24 protein-coding genes and 1 other annotated feature are annotated in these 23,339 nt (G+C 50.6%); of the genes, 3 read left to right on the plus strand and 21 right to left on the minus strand.

What is annotated here, in order from left to right; genetic code table 11:
• Nucleotides 1-87: 87 nt before the first annotated feature.
• The 19 genes from arnF to thrS all read right to left on the minus strand — a co-directional run bounded on the left by arnF (nucleotide 88) and on the right by thrS (nucleotide 18,823).
• Entirely contained in the window at nucleotides 88-477 is a 390-nt protein-coding gene (gene arnF / locus ACM5QY_RS19235; protein ID WP_416122259.1) for a 4-amino-4-deoxy-L-arabinose-phosphoundecaprenol flippase subunit ArnF, read from the minus strand.
• Entirely contained in the window at nucleotides 474-806 is a 333-nt protein-coding gene (gene arnE, locus ACM5QY_RS19240) for a 4-amino-4-deoxy-L-arabinose-phosphoundecaprenol flippase subunit ArnE (RefSeq protein WP_416122260.1), read from the minus strand. The genes arnF and arnE overlap by 4 nt, the downstream gene beginning before the upstream one ends.
• Nucleotides 803-2,473: a lipid IV(A) 4-amino-4-deoxy-L-arabinosyltransferase gene (gene arnT, locus ACM5QY_RS19245; protein ID WP_416122261.1), complete on the minus strand. Its 1,671-nt coding sequence runs from the start codon at nucleotides 2,471-2,473 to the stop codon at nucleotides 803-805. The genes arnE and arnT overlap by 4 nt, the downstream gene beginning before the upstream one ends.
• Nucleotides 2,473-3,372 carry a 4-deoxy-4-formamido-L-arabinose-phosphoundecaprenol deformylase gene (arnD, locus tag ACM5QY_RS19250; protein WP_416122262.1) on the minus strand — a complete coding sequence of 300 codons (900 nt, stop codon included), beginning with the start codon at nucleotides 3,370-3,372 and terminating at the stop codon, nucleotides 2,473-2,475. The genes arnT and arnD overlap by 1 nt, the downstream gene beginning before the upstream one ends.
• 13 nt (nucleotides 3,373-3,385) lie before the next feature.
• Entirely contained in the window at nucleotides 3,386-5,368 is a 1,983-nt protein-coding gene (gene arnA, locus ACM5QY_RS19255; RefSeq protein WP_416122263.1) for a bifunctional UDP-4-amino-4-deoxy-L-arabinose formyltransferase/UDP-glucuronic acid oxidase ArnA, read from the minus strand.
• A complete protein-coding gene (arnC, locus tag ACM5QY_RS19260; RefSeq protein WP_416122264.1) occupies nucleotides 5,368-6,348 on the minus strand; it encodes an undecaprenyl-phosphate 4-deoxy-4-formamido-L-arabinose transferase in 981 nt (326 codons plus the stop codon). Before arnC ends, arnA begins: the two co-directional genes overlap by 1 nt.
• Entirely contained in the window at nucleotides 6,348-7,490 is a 1,143-nt protein-coding gene (arnB, locus tag ACM5QY_RS19265) for a UDP-4-amino-4-deoxy-L-arabinose aminotransferase (protein WP_416122265.1), read from the minus strand. The genes arnC and arnB overlap by 1 nt, the downstream gene beginning before the upstream one ends.
• Before the next feature lie 348 nt (nucleotides 7,491-7,838).
• Nucleotides 7,839-8,600, minus strand: coding sequence for a vitamin B12 ABC transporter ATP-binding protein BtuD (gene btuD / locus ACM5QY_RS19270; protein WP_416122266.1), 762 nt, complete (start codon nucleotides 8,598-8,600; stop codon nucleotides 7,839-7,841).
• A 32-nt stretch (nucleotides 8,601-8,632) separates the two neighbouring features.
• Nucleotides 8,633-9,184 carry a glutathione peroxidase gene (locus ACM5QY_RS19275; RefSeq protein WP_416122267.1) on the minus strand — a complete coding sequence of 184 codons (552 nt, stop codon included), beginning with the start codon at nucleotides 9,182-9,184 and terminating at the stop codon, nucleotides 8,633-8,635.
• Nucleotides 9,185-9,245: 61 nt separating this feature from the next.
• On the minus strand, nucleotides 9,246-10,253 hold the full coding sequence (gene btuC, locus ACM5QY_RS19280) for a vitamin B12 ABC transporter permease BtuC (RefSeq protein ID WP_416122268.1): 1,008 nt from the start codon (nucleotides 10,251-10,253) through the stop codon (nucleotides 9,246-9,248).
• A 147-nt stretch (nucleotides 10,254-10,400) separates the two neighbouring features.
• A complete protein-coding gene (locus ACM5QY_RS19285) occupies nucleotides 10,401-10,841 on the minus strand; it encodes a DUF2502 domain-containing protein (protein WP_416122269.1) in 441 nt (146 codons plus the stop codon).
• 771 nt (nucleotides 10,842-11,612) lie between these two features.
• Nucleotides 11,613-11,909: an integration host factor subunit alpha gene (ihfA, locus tag ACM5QY_RS19290; RefSeq protein ID WP_004089944.1), complete on the minus strand. Its 297-nt coding sequence runs from the start codon at nucleotides 11,907-11,909 to the stop codon at nucleotides 11,613-11,615.
• 4 nt (nucleotides 11,910-11,913) lie between these two features.
• The gene (gene pheT, locus ACM5QY_RS19295) at nucleotides 11,914-14,301 is read right to left on the minus strand and encodes a phenylalanine--tRNA ligase subunit beta (RefSeq protein WP_416122270.1); all 2,388 of its coding nucleotides are present in this window, start codon (nucleotides 14,299-14,301) and stop codon (nucleotides 11,914-11,916) included.
• Nucleotides 14,302-14,315: 14 nt separating this feature from the next.
• The gene (pheS, locus tag ACM5QY_RS19300) at nucleotides 14,316-15,299 is read right to left on the minus strand and encodes a phenylalanine--tRNA ligase subunit alpha (RefSeq protein ID WP_416122271.1); all 984 of its coding nucleotides are present in this window, start codon (nucleotides 15,297-15,299) and stop codon (nucleotides 14,316-14,318) included.
• Between the two features lie 99 nt (nucleotides 15,300-15,398).
• Nucleotides 15,399-15,523: a sequence feature (Phe leader region), on the minus strand.
• On the minus strand, nucleotides 15,474-15,518 hold the full coding sequence (pheM, locus tag ACM5QY_RS19305; RefSeq protein ID WP_106120997.1) for a pheST operon leader peptide PheM: 45 nt from the start codon (nucleotides 15,516-15,518) through the stop codon (nucleotides 15,474-15,476). It overlaps the preceding feature by 45 nt.
• 125 nt (nucleotides 15,524-15,648) lie before the next feature.
• Entirely contained in the window at nucleotides 15,649-16,005 is a 357-nt protein-coding gene (gene rplT / locus ACM5QY_RS19310; RefSeq protein ID WP_056773451.1) for a 50S ribosomal protein L20, read from the minus strand.
• Between the two features lie 41 nt (nucleotides 16,006-16,046).
• The gene (gene rpmI, locus ACM5QY_RS19315) at nucleotides 16,047-16,244 is read right to left on the minus strand and encodes a 50S ribosomal protein L35 (RefSeq protein ID WP_104922566.1); all 198 of its coding nucleotides are present in this window, start codon (nucleotides 16,242-16,244) and stop codon (nucleotides 16,047-16,049) included.
• Nucleotides 16,245-16,339: 95 nt separating this feature from the next.
• Nucleotides 16,340-16,891: a translation initiation factor IF-3 gene (gene infC / locus ACM5QY_RS19320; RefSeq protein ID WP_013576136.1), complete on the minus strand. Its 552-nt coding sequence runs from the start codon at nucleotides 16,889-16,891 to the stop codon at nucleotides 16,340-16,342.
• A gap of 3 nt (nucleotides 16,892-16,894) precedes the next feature.
• A complete protein-coding gene (gene thrS / locus ACM5QY_RS19325; protein WP_101077102.1) occupies nucleotides 16,895-18,823 on the minus strand; it encodes a threonine--tRNA ligase in 1,929 nt (642 codons plus the stop codon).
• Between the two features lie 290 nt (nucleotides 18,824-19,113).
• On the opposite strand from thrS, the gene ACM5QY_RS19330 reads away from it, so the two are divergent.
• Nucleotides 19,114-19,797, plus strand: coding sequence for a MarC family NAAT transporter (locus ACM5QY_RS19330; RefSeq protein WP_416122272.1), 684 nt, complete (start codon nucleotides 19,114-19,116; stop codon nucleotides 19,795-19,797).
• Nucleotides 19,798-19,821: 24 nt separating this feature from the next.
• On the opposite strand, the gene ACM5QY_RS19335 is transcribed toward ACM5QY_RS19330, so the two are convergent.
• Complete coding sequence (locus tag ACM5QY_RS19335; RefSeq protein WP_416122273.1) at nucleotides 19,822-20,457, minus strand: transglycosylase SLT domain-containing protein; 636 nt, start codon at nucleotides 20,455-20,457, stop codon at nucleotides 19,822-19,824.
• A 322-nt stretch (nucleotides 20,458-20,779) separates the two neighbouring features.
• Between ACM5QY_RS19335 and ACM5QY_RS19340 the strand changes: the two genes are divergently transcribed.
• Nucleotides 20,780-21,649 (plus strand): fructosamine kinase family protein, encoded by an 870-nt coding sequence (locus tag ACM5QY_RS19340; protein WP_416122274.1) that lies wholly within the window; start codon nucleotides 20,780-20,782, stop codon nucleotides 21,647-21,649.
• A gap of 104 nt (nucleotides 21,650-21,753) precedes the next feature.
• On the opposite strand, the gene ACM5QY_RS19345 is transcribed toward ACM5QY_RS19340, so the two are convergent.
• Nucleotides 21,754-22,305 carry a YniB family protein gene (locus ACM5QY_RS19345; RefSeq protein WP_416122275.1) on the minus strand — a complete coding sequence of 184 codons (552 nt, stop codon included), beginning with the start codon at nucleotides 22,303-22,305 and terminating at the stop codon, nucleotides 21,754-21,756.
• A 206-nt stretch (nucleotides 22,306-22,511) separates the two neighbouring features.
• Here ACM5QY_RS19345 and hxpB point away from each other — a divergent pair, with 206 nt between their 5' ends.
• Nucleotides 22,512-23,177 carry a hexitol phosphatase HxpB gene (hxpB, locus tag ACM5QY_RS19350; protein ID WP_416122276.1) on the plus strand — a complete coding sequence of 222 codons (666 nt, stop codon included), beginning with the start codon at nucleotides 22,512-22,514 and terminating at the stop codon, nucleotides 23,175-23,177.
• Nucleotides 23,178-23,339: the final 162 nt, after the last annotated feature.

Genomic DNA, 23,339 nt, shown 5'->3' on the forward strand with positions numbered 1-23,339 from the left:
CGCCGTTATCTAAGAACTAATAGAATTTAGCGCTATTTTATCCGTCATCCAATATTTAATAATGTTTTTTATCGTTTAAAGCTGTTTTTAATGGACGCTTTTTACCGGTTTGCTGTGAATTAACCAGACACCGGACAAGATCAGCAGCCCGCCCAATGTTTTGGTTAAGCTGAAGCTTTCGTTGAACCACGGCAGTGTCACCGCCGCGATATACACCAGCGCATAGCTTAAACTCAGCAAGGTATAAGCCCGGTTCAGCGGCAAATAGCGTAATGCAAAGAACCAGCATCCCATCGAAAAAGCATATCCACACAGCCCCAGAAAGACAGCAATCAGCGGGCTTAAGTAGCTGACTAAAAAAGGAATGTTGAGCTCCGCCAGTGAAAACAACGGGATCTGCACCATGCCCCATTTCATCAGCAATTGCGCCGCTGTCACCAGCAGAACACTCGCCCCGCCCCACAAATATCCTTTCATAAACTGACACTCATCAGTGCGATACCGGTCATGATCAGTGCCACACCACACCAGTGGCGGGCATCAACGTATTCTTTGAAAAACCAGCGGGCACAGAGTGTGATCAGCACAAAATTCAGACTAAGCATCGGGTACGCCAGGCTCAGCGGCAGCAGTTGCAACACACGCAACCATAACAACATCGCAATGCCGAGCAGCAATACCGCCAGGCCTAGCCAGCGTAAGACACGGGCAAGGCCGTCAGCCGCGACCTGTGCGGCCTGCTTCTGACAAAGCTGACCGGCACAGGTGATGATGCTTACGGCAAGAACCAGAAGGAATCCTGTCATGGAAGTTTTTTGTAGAACAACAGCGCCTGACGTTCTATCTGTACCGTCTGGTCGGCTGGCGGAAGTTTGCCGGAGATACCTGCATTTCTGTCGAGTCTGAGGATCACAGAAACGTTTCCTTCCTGACGCGCTTTTTGTAACCACTCCGGGAATTCGGCGGAATCAACAAATTTTGACGCAGCATCCGGATAACTCAGGCCATATTCCAGCTCGCCCTTTTCACCAAACATGATGATATCGTCGCGCTTAAGCACCCAGGCCAGGCCGGTTGCAATCCCCACATTATCCGACAGCACAAAACGACTGTCCTGCAACATCGCAGCATTTTGCCCGATGAATCCTTGTGGCTGTTTGGAGTCCATCACTTTTTGCGGAATCGCCTGCCCGACCAGAAGCGCCAGTACCAGCGGACAAACCGCCGCCCAGTACCAGCGTTTTTTCACGTCAGTCAGGGACATTGCGCCAGCAAGTGCCCACACCGCAAAGCACAGAATACCAATCAGCGCACGCGGCAATTCGCCACGGCTGAATACCGGTTTAACATGGATCGGCAAGATACCGGAGATCACCAGCACCGCAACCGCCATCAACACGCCAAACGCGATATTAATGGTGCCATTGGCTTTCAGCGCCCGCAATTTTCCGGACTGACGGAGCTGATCAAGATGATCGGCCATAAGCAGTGCCAGAGGGGCGAAGCATGGCAAGATGTACGTCGGCAATTTCCCCTTCGCCACGCTGAAGAAAATCAGCGGCATAATCGTCCAGCTCAGCAGGAAAAATAATTCCGGTCGCAGCACACGTTTCGTCCAGCCATCGCGTAAAGCTCCCGGCAGCAGCCCAAGCCACGGCAAAGCCCCGAGCAACAAGACCGGCACGTAGTACCAGAACGGCGCTTTATGTTGCGCATTGGATTCGGCGAAACGCTGAATATGCTCAACCCAGAAGAAATAACGCCAGAAATCCGGTGCCTCACGGGCGATAGCCAACACCCACGGAAGGCTGATAACAACCGCAGCCACAATCGCCAGCGGCCCCCAGCCAAACAGGGTTTTGAAACGTTTTTCACGCCAGACAATCGGCAGAACCGCAATCACCGGTAATGCCAGCGCCAGAAAACCTTTGGTCATGAAGCCCATACCGCAGGCCAGACCCAGCACAATCCAGCTCAGCGCTTTCTGCGGTGTACGGGAAACCCGCAGGCAGAAATAACTGGCGACCATCGCGGCAGTCATCCACAAGGTAATCATCGGATCCATCACACTGTAAGTACCGATACTGAATACCAGCGTGAAGGAAAGATAAATCAGTGTTGCGATGCAGGCGGTCTGGCGGTTACGCCACATCAGGTTCGCCAGCCAGAAGACCAGCAATGCGCTCAGTAAAGTGCTGAACACAGAACCAAAGCGAACCGCGAAATTGCTGTCGCCAAAAATCATCTGGCTGATGTTGTTAAACCAGTAACCGGCCACCGGTTTTTCAAAATAACGTAAACCCAGAAGATGCGGCACAACCCAGTCGCCGCGCTGTAACATTTCGTGGCTGATCTCTGCATAACGGGTTTCATCGGGCTGCCATAACAGGCGGGAATTAAGAGGTACAAGGTAAACCAGCGCAAAGAACACTAAAATCAATGTGCTCCATACGCCTTTCAGGGATTTAGACATCAGGAAAAACCTTCTTGCTGACAGCCTAACCAGCCTTCCCGACCCGGAAAACTGGCGCGAACCACTTTGCCTTTTGGCAACACACTTAGGTCTTCAGGCAACAATTCGCCTAACGCACAGAACTGGATCCCCTGCGCGGCGGCACGAATTAATAGCGCATCGAACTGCGCAGCTAATGACATGCCTTCAACTTCTGCATGAATGGTGTAAACCGGCACACCCTGATCCTCAATAATGGCATTGAGAATAAAATCATTGAAGTTGTCTGCATTAATTTCGCCACCGGCGACTTCATCGTAAGTGGGCAATGTTACCGGAATTTGCACCGTGCCCAGCGTGCCGTTTTCCAGCACCGGCAGGAAAGGATATTTCCCGCGACAGTCGCTGTTGTAATAAAAATGGAACCGCTCTTTCACCTCAATCACGCGTTCATCGGCACGCCAACCTGCTACGGCTGAACATTCGACGTCGTGACCCAGGCTTTTTTCCAGTGCATCCAGCCCCAGCTTGATTTGCTGTTCGAGCTGTTGCTCTGACCATTTACCGACTTTGGCCTGCCAGCCCTGATGATCCCAAGCGTGCAAACCCACTTCATGCCCGCGTTTGGCCGTTTCTTTCATCAGATAACCCAGATCCCGGGCAATGAGTTTCCCTGGCCATGCGGTTCCGGCAAGCAGGATATCCCAGCCGTAAAGCGAGGCGGCATTAGAGCGAAGCATCTTCCACAAAAAGCGCGGTTTAAGCAGGCGCCACAAGTGACGCCCCATGTTATCCGGCCCAACGCTGAAGAAGAAACTGGCGGTAATGTTATGTTTCGAGAGGACTTGCAGAAGCTGAGGGACACCCTCACGGGTGCCACTCCAGGTATCTACATCAATGCGCAGACCCACTTTCTTCATCACAGACACCGTTTCAGGCTTTGTCAGCATCAGGATTGACAGAACGCAGGAAGAAATCCAGCGTTTCAGCAACGGTTTTATCCATGCCGATTTCAGGTGTCCAGTTCAGCAGACGGCGCGCATTTTTGATACTCGGCGTGCGGTGTTCAACGTCCTGATAACCTTTACCGTAATAGGCACTGCTTTCAACCAGATTGAAACCGGCAAAAGGCGGGAACTGTGCGCGTAACGGGTGGGCTTCGAAACTGCTCAGCAACATTTCGGCCAGTTCACGAATACTCGCTTCGTTGGTCGGGTTACCGATGTTGATGATCTGACCATCGCACAGGTTGTCGCGGTTTTCGATAATACGGAACAGCGCTTCGATACCGTCATTGATGTCGGTGAAGCATCGTTTCTGCTCACCGCCGTCAACCAGTTTGATTGGAGAACCTTCAACCAGGTTGAGGATCAACTGAGTGATAGCGCGTGAGCTGCCGATACGTGCCGCGTCCAGGTTATCCAGGCGGGGTCCCATCCAGTTAAACGGACGGAACAGGGTAAATCTCAGCCCTTCTTTCGCGCCGTAAGCCCAGATTACGCGGTCCAGCAGTTGCTTGGAAACGGAGTAAATCCAGCGCTGTTTGTTGATCGGGCCGACAATCAGACGTGAGTTATCTTCATCAAATTCTTTGTCATCGCACATGCCATAAACTTCAGACGTGGATGGGAAGATAATACGTTTTTTGTATTTCACGCAGTCGCGGACAATCTTCAGGTTTTCTTCGAAATCCAGTTCGAATACGCGTAACGGGTTACGGGTATATTCGATTGGCGTTGCGATAGCCACCAGCGGCAACACGACGTCACATTTTTTGATGTGATATTCAATCCACTCGGAATGAATGCTGATATCGCCTTCGACAAAATGGAAATGCGGATTGCCCATGAAGCGGCTGACCGCGTCAGAGCTGATATCCAGACCGTAAATTTCATAACGATCTTCGCGCAGCAGACGTTCGCTCAGGTGGTTACCGATAAAGCCGTTCACGCCCAAAATCAGAACGCGGGTACGGCGTTTCATCACGGCCGTTGGCAGCGTGGCAACGCGCATGTCCGGCATAATGCCCAGTTCAAGCGCCAGACGGGAACCCTGTACGTACAGGCCGTTTTCGCTCTGTCCGGCCAGCACTTCCAGCGCGCCTTCGCCACAGGCGATGGTCAGCGGATCAGAAGAAAGCACGGTGCCCGGCAGTTTGTCATGCTGAGTCGCCAGCGGACGCGCACGCCAGATAGTCAGTTTGCGCTGGCCCAGGAACGAGAATGCCCCCGGATAAGGTTCGGTTACGGCGCGGATCAGGTTATGAATTTCGGTTGCAGATTTGTGCCAGTGAATTTCACCGTCAGCCGCAGTGCGACGGCCAAAATAGCTCGCCTGCGTTTCGTCTTGTGGCGTCAGGGTGATTTTGCCTGCTTTCATTTCCGGCAGCAGTTTGGTCAGCAACTCTTTTGCCGCTTCACGCACTTTGGTGTGCAGTTTCAGCGCCGTATCATCCGCGGTAATCGCGACTTTCTGCTGGCCAACAATATCGCCCGCATCAGGACGTTTCACCATTTTGTGCAAGGTAACGCCGGTTTCCGTTTCGCCATTCAGCAGCGCCCAGTTTACCGGAGCGCGGCCACGATAGCGTGGCAACAGGGAACCATGCAGGTTGAAGCCACCGCGCGGCGCGAGAGATAAAATCTCTTCGCTCAGCATGTTGCGGTAGTAGAAAGAGAAAATCACATCTGGCTGCAAGGCACGAATGCGGTCAACCCACAGCGGATGGTTAACATCTTCAGGTGCATAAACAGGCAGATCCAAATCAGCACCCACACGGGCGACTGAAGAGAAAAACTGGTTTTCATTCGGGGCATCAGTATGGGTAAAGACTGCCTGTACGTCGTAGCCTGCATCAACTAAAGCCTGTAAACCAACGCAACCGATATCATGGTAGGCAAATACTATCGCTTTCATCACTCTTCTTCCTGACTGTTTTCTTCGGAACGAACGCCGACGACTTTTTGAACGAAATAACGGGGACGTGCACGAACATCGTTGTAGATACGCCCGATGTATTCACCGAGTAATCCCATACCCACAAACTGCGCACCGATAAACATAAATAGCAATGCAAATAGCGTGAACACACCTTCCGCCGCCCAAGCAGGGCCGTTGATAAGGCGCATTAAAATCAGGAATACGGCCAGCAGGAAACCGAAGATGGCAATTACGCTGCCCACCACGCTGAGCATGCGCAGCGGTGTTGTGGTCAGACAGGTGATCAGGTCATACATCAGGTTGATCAGTTTCATCAGGCTGTATTTGGAATCACCAAATTCGCGTTCGGAATGCTGAACCGGAATTTCTACCGTTTTACGCGCAAAGGTATTCGCCAGAATGGGAATAAACGTGCTGCGCTCATGGCAGTGCAACATGGCTTCAATGATGTGACGACGGTAAGCACGGAGCATACAGCCGTAATCACCCATCGATTTCCCGGTCGCGCGCTGGATCATCATGTTGATCATTTTTGATGCGGTTTTGCGGAACCAGGAATCACGGCGGTTTGCGCGAACAGTGCCGACAACGTCATAACCTTCATCCGCTTTCGCCACGAGGCGCGGAATTTCTTCCGGCGGGTTTTGCAGGTCGGCGTCGAGCGTAATCACCAGATCACCCGAGACATGGCTGAAACCGGCCATAATCGCGGAGTGCTGACCGTAATTACGGTTCAGCAAAACGGCAATAATGTGACTGCCGGCTTCTTCTGCCGCTGCTGTGAGCATATCGGCAGAACGATCCGCACTGCCATCATCGACCAGAATAATTTCGTATTGCTGCGTTAATTGCCGACACGCGGCCTGCGTCCGGGACAGTAACGCCGGCAGACTTTCTTCTTCGTTATAGACCGGAATAACTACCGAGACTTTACGGATAGGTTCATATTGCGCCACTACTGCGCCTCCAGAAGGGAAAAAAGAGCCGCGACAACACGGTCAACGTCGCTGTCCTGCATATCCGGGAACAGCGGCAGACTGCATAAACGATCGGTATTCCATTCGCTGTTAGGCAAACTCAGGTCAGGATAGCGTTCGCGGTAATATTTTTGAGTATGAGCGGCACGGAAATGTAAACCTGTTCCGATGCCCTGCTCTTTCAGGCGTTCCATCAGCGCATCACGGGTGATCCCGCAGCGTTCTTTGTCCACGCGAATCATGAATAAATGCCACGCGTGCAGATGCGGATACGCCGGAATGCCCATCGGAAGGAATGCAGAACCCTGCAATTTTTCGAGATAACGCTGCGCCAGCTCGGTACGGCGGGCATTAATTTGTGTCAAACGCTTCAGTTGCACAACGGCAATTGCGGCATGAATATCGGAAAGGTTGTATTTGAAACCGGGCTCAACGACTTCCGCCTGCGGTTTACGCCCCTGAACCTGACGATCAAACGCATCAACAGCCAAACCGTGGAATTTGAGTGCGCGCACTTTATCGGCCAGCACGTCGTCATCGGTGGCGATCAGGCCGCCTTCTGCACAGGTCATATTTTTGATGGCGTGGAAGGAGAAAATCGCGGTGCCCTGCGAACCAATCCAGCGGTCACGGTAACGCGTGCCGGCGGCATGCGCAGCGTCTTCAATAACCTGAATGCCGTGCTGGTTTGCCACAGCATAAATCGGATCAAGATCTAAAGGCGCGCCCGCGTAGTGAACCGGAATAATCGCTTTGGTTTTCGGCGTGATGGCCGCAGCCACATCTTCTGCGCTGACCATCAGGGTATCGGGATCCACATCAATCATCACGGGCTCAGCGCCCAGCAGAACAATCATGTTTAGGGTGGAAACCCAGGTTTGGGAAGGGGTGATCACTTCATCGCCGGGGCCAATGCCCAGCGCCATCAACGTTACGTGCATTCCACCGGTTGCAGAACTGACTGCTATCGCGTGTTTACAACCGAAAGCTGCAGAAAAATCCTGTTCGAGCTGGTGTGTCTGCGGGCCGGTGGTGATCCAACCGGAGCGCAAAACCTGCCCCACAGCCTCAATCTCTTCATCACCCATCGACGGGCGGGAGAAAGGCAAAAAGTTTTCCATTACGCTATCCCAAAAGGTAATTAACTCATACCGACTTTAGACCGCATTTATTTAACCGTAAGTAAACGCCGCCCTGAATTTATCACTCTTATCATGTCGGTTTAAGCTTAATTTAACCTTAAGGATTTTCCAGTTTTGTGAAGTTAAACAGAAAGTAAATGGAGTGGAAATAAACAGCAGGAAAACACAAAAAACCTTCCATTACAGAAAGTTAGATTATTTATTCTTTCATTAAAAAAATGAACTTTATTTAAAAAAAATGAACATTGTGTTTTTTATGAACAATATAAGCACGCCGGGAATGTTGAAAACCCGTTAATTATATAATTAAACTGCTATTCATTAAACTCAGATTAATGACGGTGTTGTCATTATCCAGCGACGCCCCGCCAGAGCATGTATCTGAAAGGCCACTTTATATACCGCAGAAAGTGCCTCTGCCTGCATAACCTCGGAACATTCCCCTGCGGCAACCACTTTTCCCGCCGACATCAACCAGACCTGATGTGCGTGATGCAAGGTATGGTTCAGATCATGATCGCTGACGATAACAGAACGACCAGCGGCACAAAACTCGGTCAGTAACTGGTCGAGTGCCTGCTGTTGTGCGACATCCAGACTGTTTGCAGGCTCATCGAGAAATAACAGCTGGCTGTCAGGATTCACCGCCGGCCAGACCTGCAGCAACACCGCTGCCAGTCTGACGCGTTGCCATTCCCCGCCGGAAAGATGCGTCACAGGACGCGAAAGTTTATCGCTGAGCTGTAACACATCACACAACCGGCCAATCGTATTTTCTAAAAGAACGGGAGAAGCGCCGGGCGGCTGGTGCAATGACAGATATTGAAACACCGGCATCAGCGTCGCAGGCGTCAGTTGCTGACAAAGCCAGGCGCGCAGACGTGCCAGCCTCGGCCCCGAAATAGCCGTCAGTTTTTCCTTGCCGATCAACACTTCACCGCCTGTACCGGAAATCCCCGCCAGTCTGGCCAGCAGGGTGCTTTTCCCCGCGCCGTTCGGCCCGATAAGGTGGATCCGGCTGCCGGGCGAAACCCGCGCGCTAAACGCACGAAGACGACCGCTTACGCTCACCTCACGACATTCCAGCATCTGCGCTCCCTGCTCTTTTAATCAGTAACGGATTACTTTGCCAGTGCAGCTTTAATGGCATCCACCAGCAGCGGATCTTCCGGCGTCATGTCCGGCGCAAAACGTCCGAGCACAGTGCCGTCGCGGCCGATCAGGAATTTTTCAAAATTCCACAAGATATTTTCCGGCTTAACAGGCTCACGCCCTTTGCTGGCCAGACGTTCGTAAAACGCGCTGTCTTTAGGTTTAACGGCTTCAGGGCGGGCGGCGATCAGCGCAGAATAAAGCGGATGACGATGTTCACCGTTAACGTCAATTTTGCTGAACATCGGGAATTTCACACCAAAATTGGTGGTGCAGAAAGTTTTGATTTCATCTTCTGTACCCGGCTCCTGCGCGCCAAACTCGTTGCACGGGAACCCAAGCACCTCAAAACCTTCCGGATGCAAAGTTTGATAAAGACTTTCCAGCCCTTCGTATTGCTTCGTCAGACCGCATTGCGACGCTACATTGACGACCAGAAGAACCGAACCTTTGTATGCACCAAGCGTGGTATTTTCACCGTCGATGGTTTTCAGGGAGATATCAAAAATAGGCGTACTCATCGTTTTATCCTGAGTTTTGTGGGTTGGTAAAGCATGAGCATAGCCGACCCGTCATAAAGGATCAGCGAATTTGTCCGTTTCTCACCAGCAGCCAGATGAAAACCGGCGCGCCGAGCGTGGCAGTCACTACCCCAACGGGCAATTCTGCCGCATATAAACCAATACGTGCGATCACATCAGCCAGCAGCAGAACCGCCGCCCCGCTCAGGGCGCAGGCCGGGAGCAAACGGCGCTGATCGGTAATACCGCAAAGCCGGAGAATATGCGGAATAACCAGCCCGATAAAACCAATGACTCCGGCCAGAGCAACGCTGATCCCAACCATCCAGCCAACCGAAAGCACCAAAATAAAGCGCCAGGCGTTCAGTGAAATCCCCAACTGCTGTGCCTGCTGTGTGCCCAGGGACAGCAAATTGAGCGTGGTGCCCTGAAAGAGTAGCCACAGGAGAACCGGCAGTAACATTGCGCCAAGCCAAATCTGGTGCCAGTCAACGCCACCAAATCCGCCCATCATCCAGTACATCAGTTGACGCAGATCGAGGTTGTCGCTGAAGTAAATTGCCCAGGTCATCAGGGCGCTGCAAACAATGCCAATCGCGACGCCGACCAGCAGCATCCGCGCATTGGTTAACAGACGCTTTCGGGCGACATACAAGAGAAAAGACGTGACGAGCAGCGCGCCTGCAACGGCCGCGATGCTCATCACCCACACCGGCAAAAAACCGTGACTGAGCATCACGCAAAAGACCAGTGCAACGCCCGCGCCGTTTGCAACACCAAGCAAACCCGGCTCCGCAAGCGGGTTTTCAAACAACGACTGCATAACGGCTCCGGCAACGGCCAGACTTGCGCCGACCAGAATGACGGCTATAGCCCTGGGCAAACGCAATTGCCAGATGAAAAGGTGTGCCTCACTGCTCAGCCACTCGTCTGGCCAGATCCAGCGTTCACCCGCACTCAGGCTGAGTACAGCAATAAGTAGCAGCAAGAGACCCAGCGCGGACAACCAGAGCCTGTCGCGCGACTTCTGTTGATGTTCGAGAGCAGAAAAGGTCTGCGGGGCAGGCATGAATATCGGATCCCTGAGGCTTAAAACCGGTGGCTGGAATTTCACTATCCTACCGATATTAGACAGTTAGCTCCACAACAGGTACGCAGAAATGAAAAAAGCCGGTGACTGAGCACCGGCTTAGAATGAATGTTTACCTGTCGGGGATTAATGCCCCTGCTGATTCTCTGGCGGGATCGGTTGTCCGTTACCTTTTCCGTGTTGCTCGTTATGACCGCCCTGCTGGCCGTTGCCGCCAGGATGACCATTATTATCACGATGATCACCGCCGTTTGGGCGGCCCTGATTGTGCTGCTGAGGTTGCGGTCTTGGCGGTGGATTCGAATGCCCGCGCTGCGGCGGTCTGGAATCCCAGCGGTTGCCATGCCAGTACATACCACGTTCATTACGATCACCGTAATGATGGCCCTGATGCTCGCGCCACCACTGTGGTGGACGCCAGTCATAGCCATCCCAGTAGTAACCGCGCTGATCCTGATCCCCGAGGTGTAGCGTTACGCCAGGCACGCTAACATCAATAGAAACATTTGCCTGCGCGATCACAGGCAATGCCAGTGCACAACAAAGCAATAAGAGAGATTTTTTCACGATGGTCACGCCTTCTTTATTTTATATGACGTGTTTTTTATATCAGTGGGGAATAGAAGTGAACATGAGAAATAAGCGCATTTTCGGATAACTTGCCGAGACCTTACAATAAAAATACAAATATATCCTGATTGAAATAACTCAACAGGATGAAAAATATTATCTATTCAATTCTTATTACGACTCTAACAAATCTTAACGCAAGTCTGACAACAACGTTATTGCAATCTCTTTATACTCGCCTTGTTTATTCAAACAAAGGATGTCTCTTATGCGTCGTATTTTAGCTTTATTTAGCGTAGCTCTGGTCGTCGTCAGTCTCAGCGGCTGTTTATTTCCGCCGTTTTGGGGCCCTGGTGGTGGCGGCGGTCACGGTGGTGGTCATGGCGGCGGTGGTGGTCCTGGTGGGCCAGGTATGTTCTACGACCACTAATTTAAGTTTCTAATTTCTCTCTAGTGTTTTCAGGCCACTCGTCTGGAGAATAAATGTGTGCACATTTTAACCTGAACACATTGAGTTATTTAACTTAGGGGCTCCGGCCCCTTTTTAATTATTATCGCTTACACATCAAATAATAATTACACATCTCTTTCGGCCTTGAAATTTAATCTATCAGACTAATCCTGAAGCGCCCACCCCTTTAACACTATCTTTTCACTTTCTGTGCTAATAACTTAAAAGCGTTAAATTCGTGTCCGTGCATGCGTGAAGACGATCACAAAAAAAGAGCAAAAAAAAGGCCGCTTTCGCGGCCTTTTTGATGATTTCACTTATTCTTTCGGAGTGGCATTCTCTACACGACTTTTCAATTTCTGTCCCGGACGGAAAGTCACCACACGACGCGCCGTGATCGGAATATCTTCGCCGGTTTTCGGGTTACGTCCCGGACGTTGGTTTTTGTCACGCAGATCAAAATTGCCAAAGCCAGACAGTTTAACTTGCTCGCCATTTTCCAAAGCACGACGGACTTCTTCGAAAAATATTTCAACAAGGTCTTTGGCATCCCGTTTGCTCAGCCCGAGCTTCTCAAACAGGTGTTCTGACATTTCAGCTTTAGTAAGCGCCATAGGTTCAATCCCTCAAGGATGCTTGGAATCGCTGTTTTAGAGCCTCTACGCATTTTGCAACGGTAGCGGCGATCTCCTCTTCTTCCAGTGTACGGGCGGTATCCTGCAACACCAGACTGATAGCCAGGCTCTTGTAACCCTCAGCTACGCCCTTGCCACGGTACACATCAAACAAGTTTACGCCAACTACCTGATTTGCGCCAACTTTCTTGCACTCTGCCAAAATATCGTCTGCGGCCACGTTTTCAGCCACAACAACAGCGATGTCACGACGGTTCGCCGGGAAGCGAGAAATCTCTTTCGCATCAGGCAGTACGCGGTCTGCGACCTTATTCCACAGCAGTTCGAAGACGACAGTACGACCATTAAGATCCAGTTTACGTTCCAGTTCCGGGTGTACTACACCAATGAAACCAATACGTTCGCCGCGTAAATAAATTGCTGCGCTCTGCCCTGGATGCAGTGCAGGATTCGATTCGACCTTGAACTGTACATCGTTCATTTTGCCGGTAAGCTCAAGAATAGCCTCAAGATCACCTTTCAAATCGTAGTAGTCAACTGCCTGACGCGCCAGATCCCAATGCTCTTCATTTTTCATGCCGGAGATCACACCAGACAGCATGACGTCCTGACGGATACCCAAATCAGCATGAGTATCAGGCACAAAGCGCAGGCCGCTTTCGAATAAACGGACGCGACTTTGCTGACGATTTTGATTATTTACCACCGCAGTCAGCAGGCCAGACCACAGGGAAAGACGCATTGCCGACATTTCTACGGAGATCGGGCTTGGCAAAATCAGCGCTTCTTCGCCCGGATGCAGCAATGCCTGCACTTTGGGATCAACGAAACTGTAGGTGATTGCTTCCTGGAAACCACGGTCAACCAGAAGATTTTTCACACGTTTCAGTGACAGATTCGCTTCACGGTGTTTGGTCATCACCAGGCTGGCTTTCACCGGCACATCAGGGATGTTGTTGTAACCGTAAACACGGGCAACTTCTTCCACCAGATCTTCTTCGATTTGCATGTCGAAGCGCCAGCTTGGCGCCACAGCCACCCAATGATCGCCTTTATGCTGAACCTGGCAGCCCAGACGGGTCAGAATATCGGTCACCTGCACATCTTCAACGTGATGCCCAATCAGGCGATCCAGTTTTTCGCGACGCAAGGTAATGGTTGCGGCTTTCGGCAAGTCAGCGTCTGACGTTACGTCAATAACCGGGCCGGCTTCGCCACCACAAATGCTCAGCAGCAAGGCGGTTGCGCGTTCGATAGCTTTGAATTGCAGTTGCGGGTCAACACCACGCTCATAACGGTGTGATGCATCGGTGTGCAGACCCTGACGGCGCGCGCGGCCAGTGATCGACAACGGCGCAAAGAACGCAGATTCCAGCAGCACGTCCTGAGTTTCATCGTTCACACCGGAATGCTCGCCACCAAAAATACCGGCCATCGCCAGTGCTTTCTCGTGGTCAGCAATTACCAGAGTATCGTCGTTCAGTTTAGCTTTGGTGCCATCAAGCAAAGTCAGTGCTTCGTCTTTTTTCGCCATGCGCACAACGATACCGCCGTGGATACGGTTCAGGTCGAAGGCATGCATTGGCTGACCGAGTTCAAGCAGTACGTAGTTGGTGATATCGACAACAGCATCAATGGAACGCGTACCGCAGCGGCGCAGTTTTTCACGCATCCACAACGGCGTCGGTGCCTTCACGTTGATGCCTTTGATCACACGGCCCAGATAACGCGGACAAGCCTGCGGTGCCTGAACATCGATAGAAATTGCGGTATCAATGGTAGCTTTAACCGGGTTCATTTCCGGCTCAACCAGCGGAAGCTGGTTAATCACGGCAACGTCACGCGCCACACCCAGAATACCCAGGCAATCCGCACGGTTTGGCGTTACGCTGATTTCGATCGTCGTGTCGTCCAGCTTCAGGAATTCACGAATATCAGTCCCCACAGGGGCATCCTGCGGCAATTCGATAATGCCATCGTGATCGTCTGCAATCGCCAGCTCCGAGAAAGAGCACAACATGCCTTCAGACGGTTCGCCACGCAGTTTGGCTGCCTTGATTTTGAAATCACCCGGCAATACTGCACCCACTGTGGCGACGGCAACTTTAAGGCCCTGACGGCAGTTTGGTGCGCCACAAACGATGTCCAGCAGGCGATCGCCACCCACGTTCACTTTCGTGACACGCAGTTTGTCTGCGTTTGGATGCTGACCACATTCGACAACTTCACCGACCACGACGCCGTTAAATGCACCTGCGACAGGCTCAACGCCGTCCACTTCCAGGCCGGCCATGGTGATTTGGTCTGATAATGCTTCGCTGCTGATGGCTGGGTTTACCCATTCACGCAACCAGAGTTCACTGAATTTCATGTGATATTCCCGCCTTACTTAAACTGTTTGAGGAAACGCAGATCGTTTTCGAAGAAAGCACGCAGGTCGGTGACGCCATAACGCAACATGGTCAGACGCTCCATCCCCATCCCGAAGGCAAAACCGGAATACACTTCCGGATCAATACCGACGTTACGCAATACGTTCGGGTGCACCATGCCGCAACCCAGTACTTCCAACCACTTACCGTTTTTACCCATAACGTCAACTTCCGCAGAAGGTTCGGTGAACGGGAAATAGGAAGGACGGAAACGGATCTGCAAATCAGCTTCAAAGAAGTTGTTCAGGAAATCGTGCAGCGTGCCTTTCAGGTTGGAGAAACTGATGTCTTTGTCGACAATCAGGCCTTCCATCTGATGGAACATCGGGGTATGCGTTTGGTCGTAATCGTTACGGTATACGCGGCCCGGTGCGATGATACGGATAGGCGGTTGCTGGCCCTGCATCGTACGGATCTGAACGCCAGACGTCTGGGTACGCAGCAGGCGCTTAGCATCGAACCAGAAAGTATCGTGATCGGCACGCGCAGGGTGATGTCCCGGAATGTTCAGTGCGTCGAAGTTATGGTAGTCATCTTCGATTTCGGGACCGGTTTCCACGGTAAAACCGAGTTCACCAAAGAAGGTTTCAATGCGGTCGATAGTACGGGTCACCGGATGCAAACCGCCGTTTTCGATACGACGGCCGGGCAGGGAAACATCAATCGTTTCTTCCGCGAGACGCGCATTGAGCACAGCAGATTCCAGCGTGTTTTTCCGCGCGTTCAGAGCTTCCTGAACCTGCGTTTTCGCTTCGTTGATCACTGCGCCTGCTGCCGGACGTTCTTCCGCGGGTAATTCACGGAGGGTCGTCATCTGGAGCGTCAGGTGGCCTTTCTTACCCAGATACTCAACACGCACGTTATCGAGCGTGGCGATATCCTGAGCACTCTCTACGGCTGCCTTGGCATTGGCAACCAGCTCTGCGAGATGTGGCATTGCTTTCCTCTTCTTCTGGCCAATATGGCCCGATGTAAAATAACCGTGATTAATCAGGGGCGCGATTTTGACCCTGAACCTTAGTGTATAAAGCACAGATACAAAAAAGCCTCCACGAGGGAGGCTTAGGCGCTACTTTTCGTTTCTTCTCTTACGCGCGAAAGCCTTCCTGAATCAGGCGCTAAAGTAAAAAAAGAAACGGAAAATAGCAGCATTCATGCTTGCGTTACCTTATCGGTTGTCTGTCTTGTGCATAGACGTAAACGGGAATGGCAGTATTAAACAACGAATCAGCATGTTTTTAAACACAAAATATAAAAGAGGGAGCAAGCTCCCTCTTTTACCTGACTTACGCCAGTGCTGCTTTCGCTTTTTCGACCAGAGCGGCAAATACCACTTTGTCGAATACTGCGATGTCAGCCAAGATCTTACGGTCAATTTCAATAGAAGCTTTTTTCAAGCCGTTAATGAATTTGCTGTAAGACATGTCATTCTGACGAGCTGCTGCGTTGATACGCGCGATCCACAGCTGACGGAACTGACGTTTCTTTTGACGACGGTCACGGTAAGCGTATTGACCAGCTTTGATAACAGCCTGGAACGCAACACGATATACGCGAGAACGGGCACCGTAGTAGCCTTTCGCCTGTTTTAAAATTTTCTTGTGACGTGCACGTGCAATCACACCACGTTTTACGCGAGCCATATGCTCTCCTGAGTTTTATATTCTAGATTAAAAAAGTGTATTTATGCGTACGGCAGACATGCAGAGACCATAGCCAAATCGTTCTTGGATACAAGGCCTTTTGGACGCAAGTGACGTTTACGCTTAGTAGCTTTTTTGGTCAGAATATGACGCAGGTTTGCGTGCTTACGCTTAAAACCACCGTTGGCGGTTTTTTTGAAGCGTTTAGCGGCGCCGCGTACTGTTTTGATCTTAGGCATTTTAAATTCCACTTCGCATTGTTATTAACATGAATCAGAAAGGCGAATCCAGCATGCGCGGTGCGAACACCGCGCAGCAGGATTACTTGGAAGCCTTACTGTTTCTTCTTAGGTGCGAGCACCATGATCATCTGACGACCTTCGATCTTCGTAGGGAAGGATTCGACAACGGCCAGTTCAGAATCTTCACACAGGTCTTTACGGACGCGGTTAAGCACTTCCATACCGATCTGTTGGTGCGCCATTTCACGCCCACGGAACCGCAGGGTGATTTTGGCTTTATCGCCATCTTCCAGAAAGCGAATCAGGTTGCGTAGTTTGACCTGATAGTCGCCATCATCGGTACCAGGTCGGAATTTGATTTCCTTAACCTGAATAACTTTTTGTTTCTTTTTCTGCTCTTTGGTCGACTTGCTCTTCTCGTAGAGGAATTTGCCGTAATCCATGATTCGACAAACTGGCGGCTCGGCATTCGGACTGATTTCTACTAAATCGACGCCCGCTTCCTCAGCTTTTTCAAGAGCTTCATTCAGACTGACAATACCAATCTGCTCGCCATCGACGCCGGTGAGGCGAACTTCTTGCGCGCGAATCTCTTTGTTAATGCGATTAGGACGCGCCGGTTGAACTCGTTTTCCGCCTTTAATACTTTATTCCTCCAGTTGATGAAGACTTCTGCTGCGGATTTCCGCCAGCAGTTTGTCAACGACTTCGCTAACATCCATGCTTCCTAAGTCTTTGCCGCGGCGGGTACGAACAGCAACTTTGCCTGATTCGACCTCTTTATCGCCACAAACTAACATGTAAGGAACACGGCGTAGCGTGTGTTCGCGAATTTTAAAGCCAATCTTCTCATTTCTCAAGTCGGCTTTAACGCGAATGCCTGCATCTTGCAGTTTTTTGGTTAATTCTTCGACATACGGTGCTTGTGAATCAGTGATGTTCATGATCACAACTTGTACCGGCGCCATCCAGGTCGGGAAGAACCCGGCGTATTCTTCGGTCAAAATACCGATGAAGCGCTCCATGGAACCCAGGATAGCACGGTGAATCATTACCGGAACCTGACGGTCATTGCTTTCGCCAATATAAGAGGCGTTCAAGCGACCAGGTAATGAAAAGTCGAGCTGCACGGTACCACACTGCCACGCACGATCCAAACAATCATGCAAGGTAAATTCAATTTTCGGACCGTAGAACGCACCTTCACCCGGCTGATATTCGAATTCAATCTTGTTTTCAGTCAGCGCTGCGGCCAGGTCGTCTTCAGCCTTAGTCCACATTTCGTCAGTACCAATGCGTTTCTCAGGACGGGTTGACAGTTTCACCACAATCTTTTCGAAACCAAAAGTGCTGTACATGTCATAGACCATGCGGATACAGCTGTTCACTTCGTCACGAACCTGCTCTTCAGTACAGAAGATGTGGGCGTCGTCCTGGGTGAAACCACGAACACGCATCAGGCCATGCAATGCACCTGAAGGCTCGTTTCGGTGGCAGCTGCCGAACTCGGCCATACGCAATGGCAGATCACGGTAGGATTTCAGACCTTGGTTGAAGATCTGTACATGCCCCGGGCAGTTCATCGGTTTGATGCAATATTCACGGTTCTCAGAAGACGTGGTGAACATCGCTTCCTTATAGTTTTCCCAGTGACCGGTTTTTTCCCACAGTACGCGGTCCATCATGAACGGACCTTTGACTTCCTGATAGTCATAAGACTTCAGTTTCATCCGTACAAAGGCCTCCAGCTCACGGAAAATAGTCCAGCCGTCGTTGTGCCAAAACACCATACCTGGTGCTTCTTCCTGCATGTGATACAGGTCGAGTTGCTTACCGATTTTGCGGTGATCGCGCTTGCCGGCTTCTTCCAGACGCTGAATGTAAGCATTCAGTTGCTTCTTATCTGCCCAGGCAGTGCCGTAGATACGTTGCAGCATTTTGTTATCGCTGTTACCGCGCCAGTAAGCACCGGATGTTTTCTGCAATTTGAAATGATGGCAGAAACGCATATTCGGTACGTGCGGACCACGGCACATATCCACATACTCTTCGTGATGATAAAGGCCCGGACGATCATCATGACTGATGTTTTCATCCAAAATCGCCACTTTGTATTCTTCACCACGGCTTGCAAACGTATCGCGCGCTTCCTGCCAGCTGACTTTCTTTTTGATAACGTCGTAATTCTTTTCAGCCAGTTCGTGCATACGCTTTTCAAGCAGTTCGATGTCTTCCTGAGTGAGCGTGCGATCTAAATCGACGTCATAGTAGAAGCCATTATCGATAACCGGACCGATAGCCATTTTGGTGTCTGGCCACAATTGCTTGATGGCATGACCCAAAAGGTGCGCACAGGAGTGACGCAAGATTTCAAGACCGGCTTCGTCTTTAGCAGTGATGATCGCCAGTTGCGCGTCAGTTTCAATCAGATCGGTCGCATCAACCAGTTCGCCGTTAACGCGACCAGCGATACAGGCTTTCGCCAGACCAGGACCGATATCGAGAGCAACATCAAGAGGTGAAACGGGGCGATCAAAAACGCGCTGGCTTCCGTCAGGAAGAGTAATGACAGGCATGTTAATTCCTTAATCTACAGTGGTGCCCCACACGACAGAGCACATCTAGAAAAATATTTGAGTTTAAATTCATGTAGTTACTCACGCTATTCAGCTTTACTTTGCCAAATATAGGCACCCTGGAATACATCATGTAATTGTATCGGGATGCGACGTGAAAACAGGCAAGGAGTTTACCACCCGTAAAGTGCGAATTTCCAGCAACCTGTGTTGCTTATGACGGATATTTTTCGTGTAATCCCCTCCGGACACGCTAAGGTAAACAGAGACGCTTTTCAAAAGGGAAATTTATGTCAGAAGTCAGCCTGTTATTTCAAGCCATCGGATTGGGTTTAGTGGTAATTCTCCCACTGGCGAATCCCTTAACCACCGTCGCCCTGTTGCTGGGACTTTCCGGAAATATGACGGCACAGGAGAGGAATCAGCAATCACTGATGGCCTCGGTATACGTTTTCATCATCATGATGGTCGCCTACTACGCGGGGCAACTGGTCATGAATACCTTTGGGATTTCGATTCCCGGCTTGCGTATTGCGGGCGGCCTCATTGTGACATTTATTGGTTTCCGAATGCTTTTCCCTCAGCCACATGTTGAAGAAAAAGTGCTAATGGAAAACAAAACCGAAGAGATGAAGCGGCAGGATTCTCCCAATATCGCGTTTGTACCGCTGGCGATGCCCAGCACGGCAGGCCCGGGTACGATTGCGATGATTATCAGTAGCGCATCGACCATCAGAGAAGGCACAGATTTTCCTCACTGGGTGATTATGGTTGCACCGGTGCTGATTTTCTTTCTGGTCAGCCTGATTCTGTGGCTGACATTGCGCAGTGCGGGCGGGATTATGCGTCTGGTCGGGAAAAGCGGAATTGAGGCGATTTCAAGGCTGATGGGTTTCTTGCTGGTCTGTATGGGCGTGCAGTTTGTGATTAACGGCGTGACTGAAATTATTACTCATTTTCCGCCAGCGACCTGAGTGGCTACTGGCGGAAAACGGGACTTAACGCATCGCCAAATAGGCGCTATTCACTTTCCACAGATAACGCGGAGCCTGAGGCGCCGGATGTTTTTGCTGCACATGCTGGTAAAACTCCTGCGGCGTCATCAGGTTAATTTTCGCGATCGCGTACGTCTTATCTTTTGCGAAGGTTCTCAGTAACGCCCCTGCCCCGTTCACATAGGCCACCGTTGTTGCATAGCGACGGGTTTGCGGATTAGTGATCCCTGCCAGTTGCTGTTGCAAGATGCTCAGATAAGCCGTACCCAAATCGATATTCATCGCCGGGTCTTTCAGTTCATGAGCGCTGGGCTGCCCGTAACGTCCTTTCATCCGGTAGGCATCGCGTCCTGCCGTTGAGGCCTTTAGCTGCATTAACCCAATCGCATTCGATTTGCTGACAACGGTTGGGTTATATCCAGATTCAACCTGAATGATTGCTTTAACAAGTGTTTCGTCAACGCCGTAAGTATTTGCCGCCTGGTGAATAACATCACCATAAGGCCCCGGATGCATTAATGAAGTTTCGCTCTGTGGCGGCGGCGATGGATTCAAAAAATGCGTGGTTTTAACCGGTGTTTCTTTAGCGCAACCCGCCAGTAAAAGCGCGGCCATCAAATAAAGAATTTTTGGTTTCACGTTTTCTCTCTCGCGACTGGGACGAGGAGTAGCATATACATCTTCTTCCCACACCTGAATATATTTTTAGTCTATTATTATTATTGTTTTGTTAAACAAGGGGGTTAGACACATGTCGATAAGACAATTCTGCATATAAAACCTCTTTTACGTCACATATTCTGAAATTAATAGATTCATTGATTACACTCTCAGTTCAACCACATCGTAATTCGCATAAATTAACAGCATCATCTGATTCAGCCGTGCGCGGGATCGGGTTTTTGAACCACAAAAAACGCTAACTTAATGAATTATCGGGCCAGTCAGAAGGGGTGATACCATGTGGCAAGCCGTCAATCGTTTGTTGAGTGAACACCTGGGCAGTGCTGAAATCCGCGAACGTGTTGAACTGCCGGGAGGAGAGATTCACCCTGCCTGGCGGTTGAGCTACGGCGACAGGGATGTATTTGTGAAGTGTAATGCGCGCGAAATGCTACCGATTTTTGCGGCGGAAGCGGATCAGCTCGCCCTGCTTGCCCGAAGTCAGACGGTTCGCGTACCGGAGGTGTATGGCGTTGGTAGTGATCGTGACTACAGTTTCCTGCTGCTTGAATATATCCCGCAAAAGCCTCTGGATGCCCATAACGCTTTCCTTTTAGGGCAACAACTTGCCGCGTTACATCAGTGGAGCGAGCAACTGCAATTCGGCCTGGATTTCGATAATGAGCTGGCGACCCTGCCGCAACCCAACAGCTGGCAGCGACGCTGGGCGACATTTTTTGCCGAGCAGCGTATCGGGTGGCAGTTGCAACTGGCGGCGGAAAAAGGAATGACGTTCGGCAATATCGAAGATATCACCGCAATGGTTCATGCCCGCTTACAGAACCATCAGCCTCAGCCTTCTTTATTACACGGCGATTTGTGGCCTCACAATTGTGGTCTTTCAGAAGACGGACCGGTCATTTTCGACCCTGCCTGTTACTGGGGCGACAGGGAATGCGATCTGGCGATGCTTCCGCTGTACCCTAATGTTCCGCCGCAATTATATGACGGTTATCAGAGTAAAACACCGCTTCCTGATGACTTCATTTCAAGGCAACCTATCTACCAGCTGTATTACCTATTGAACCGCAGTAATTTATTCGGCGGGCAACATCTTGTTGTCGCACAACGCGCGGTAGAAAGACTTCTCCACCACGATATTAATTAGTCTGCTGAATGTTTTGATGGTTAAAAATAAGGCCTGAATAATGAAAAATTTCAGGCCTTATTTATGAGTAAGATAAGTCAGATTTTACAAAAAGTAATCTCAGTTCACCCGGCAATTAAACCTAATAATTTCAAAACGAAATAGGCAACCACGGCGATTACAATCGGCAGGATATAGAGCGGAAAATACTGCACCAGGATCGTATGTCTGGGTATCACAATCCGTTCTTCAATCTGCGGTCGGGTGCGCCCTTCTGCGCCCTTCGCCTGCTCAAGGATCAACTGGTCCTGAATACCTTCACGTATATGCTTCACCTGACGCGACATTCTTGCGCCGGAAGCCTGCAATGCCAGACCGACAAAAATCAGCCAGTAGATAATAAAAAACACGACGTTGGCGCTGGTCACTCCCTGCGCCAGAGCAGGCACGGGTGAGTTGTACCAAAAGACGTTGAGAAATGAGGTATTGAACTTCACCATATCAACCATTACGTGAACGAAATCCAGCATGACGGCATTAATGCCTTGCTCAGTCTTAGTATGATCATTAATAAAATTAAGCAATGAAATCAGTGTTGAAAGCAGCGCAGGGATAAAAATAATCCATCCTGCAATCCGTTTAATCACTGCCACCCGTCCGGCTTGTTGGTACGTCATGAATTCCCCTTGTTAGGACACCTAAAGCAACACGTAAGTTTACCCACAGAAAGTATTTTGCGCCCAATGTTTTAATCAGTTACTGGTGCCGCCTGTCAGAAACATAGGGTTTGTGGGTATTTTCGACGCGCCATATCAGATTTCACCCACAGAACCGGCGGTGTTAGAGTAAAGCATCAATTCACTTTTTTACGGAGTCCGCTTTCATGGCTTATGTTCGCCCTGTTAATGCAGCAATTTTCGATATGGATGGTCTGTTAATTGATTCTGAGCCCCTTTGGGTTCAGGCAGAACTGGACGTCTTCAGTAGCCTGGGCGTTGATATTTCCCAGCGGCATTTACTCCCGGATACGCTCGGGTTGCGTGTCGATCAGGTTGTCAGAATGTGGTATCAGACGCTGCCATGGAAGGGGCCGACCCAGGACGACGTGTCCGGCATGATCATCGCCCGCACCATCGAACTGGTGGAGCAAAGCCGCCCTTTACTGCCGGGGGTGACCCAGGCGCTTGAGCTGTGCCGTGACAGCGGGCTGAAGATTGGCCTCGCCTCCGCGTCTCCATTATTTATGCTCAGGGCCGTTCTGGAGATGTTTAATCTGCAATCTTATTTCCAGGTGATTACCTCGGCAGAAAACCTGCCGTACAGCAAACCGCATCCCGAAGTGTATTTGCTTGCTGCCGGAGAATTACAGGTTGATCCTCTGAATTGTGTGACCCTCGAAGATTCCTTCAACGGAATGATCGCAACGAAAGCTGCACGCATGCGTTCGATTGTCGTTCCCGCCAGTGAGTACCGCGACGATCCTCGCTGGGCGCTTGCTGACACGAAACTGGCAACGCTTGAAGCTTTAATGCCTGCACATATCCTCTGATAACTCGCCTCAGGTAAACCGGCGCAGAAATATCACGCTTCTGCGCCGTTGCCTGTCCCCGTCGTACTTCGCATATTCCCTGCCACATTCCCCCAGCCCGCGTTTAATTCACGAACCTTGAACTGTCTCATGAAATAAATAAAACGTTATTTCATTTTTATT

This window comes from Rahnella sp. PCH160, assembly GCF_047784855.1.
In the GTDB taxonomy this organism is placed as follows: Bacteria; Pseudomonadota; Gammaproteobacteria; order Enterobacterales; family Enterobacteriaceae; genus Rahnella.

Coding starts and splice junctions, on each gene's coding strand:
- arnF (WP_416122259.1), bottom strand. CDS start 477: ATGAAAGGATATTTGTGGGGCGGGGCGAGTGTTCTGCTGGTGACAGCG.
- arnE (WP_416122260.1), bottom strand. CDS start 806: ATGACAGGATTCCTTCTGGTTCTTGCCGTAAGCATCATCACCTGTGCC.
- arnT (WP_416122261.1), bottom strand. CDS start 2,473: ATGTCTAAATCCCTGAAAGGCGTATGGAGCACATTGATTTTAGTGTTC.
- arnD (WP_416122262.1), bottom strand. CDS start 3,372: ATGAAGAAAGTGGGTCTGCGCATTGATGTAGATACCTGGAGTGGCACC.
- arnA (WP_416122263.1), bottom strand. CDS start 5,368: ATGAAAGCGATAGTATTTGCCTACCATGATATCGGTTGCGTTGGTTTA.
- arnB (WP_416122265.1), bottom strand. CDS start 7,490: ATGGAAAACTTTTTGCCTTTCTCCCGCCCGTCGATGGGTGATGAAGAG.
- btuD (WP_416122266.1), bottom strand. CDS start 8,600: ATGCTGGAATGTCGTGAGGTGAGCGTAAGCGGTCGTCTTCGTGCGTTT.
- ACM5QY_RS19275 (WP_416122267.1), bottom strand. CDS start 9,184: ATGAGTACGCCTATTTTTGATATCTCCCTGAAAACCATCGACGGTGAA.
- btuC (WP_416122268.1), bottom strand. CDS start 10,253: ATGCCTGCCCCGCAGACCTTTTCTGCTCTCGAACATCAACAGAAGTCG.
- ihfA (WP_004089944.1), bottom strand. CDS start 11,909: ATGGCGCTTACTAAAGCTGAAATGTCAGAACACCTGTTTGAGAAGCTC.
- pheT (WP_416122270.1), bottom strand. CDS start 14,301: ATGAAATTCAGTGAACTCTGGTTGCGTGAATGGGTAAACCCAGCCATC.
- pheS (WP_416122271.1), bottom strand. CDS start 15,299: ATGCCACATCTCGCAGAGCTGGTTGCCAATGCCAAGGCAGCCGTAGAG.
- rplT (WP_056773451.1), bottom strand. CDS start 16,005: ATGGCTCGCGTAAAACGTGGTGTGATTGCACGTGCACGTCACAAGAAA.
- rpmI (WP_104922566.1), bottom strand. CDS start 16,244: ATGCCTAAGATCAAAACAGTACGCGGCGCCGCTAAACGCTTCAAAAAA.
- thrS (WP_101077102.1), bottom strand. CDS start 18,823: ATGCCTGTCATTACTCTTCCTGACGGAAGCCAGCGCGTTTTTGATCGC.
- ACM5QY_RS19330 (WP_416122272.1), top strand. CDS start 19,114: ATGTCAGAAGTCAGCCTGTTATTTCAAGCCATCGGATTGGGTTTAGTG.
- ACM5QY_RS19340 (WP_416122274.1), top strand. CDS start 20,780: ATGTGGCAAGCCGTCAATCGTTTGTTGAGTGAACACCTGGGCAGTGCT.
- ACM5QY_RS19345 (WP_416122275.1), bottom strand. CDS start 22,305: ATGACGTACCAACAAGCCGGACGGGTGGCAGTGATTAAACGGATTGCA.
- hxpB (WP_416122276.1), top strand. CDS start 22,512: ATGGCTTATGTTCGCCCTGTTAATGCAGCAATTTTCGATATGGATGGT.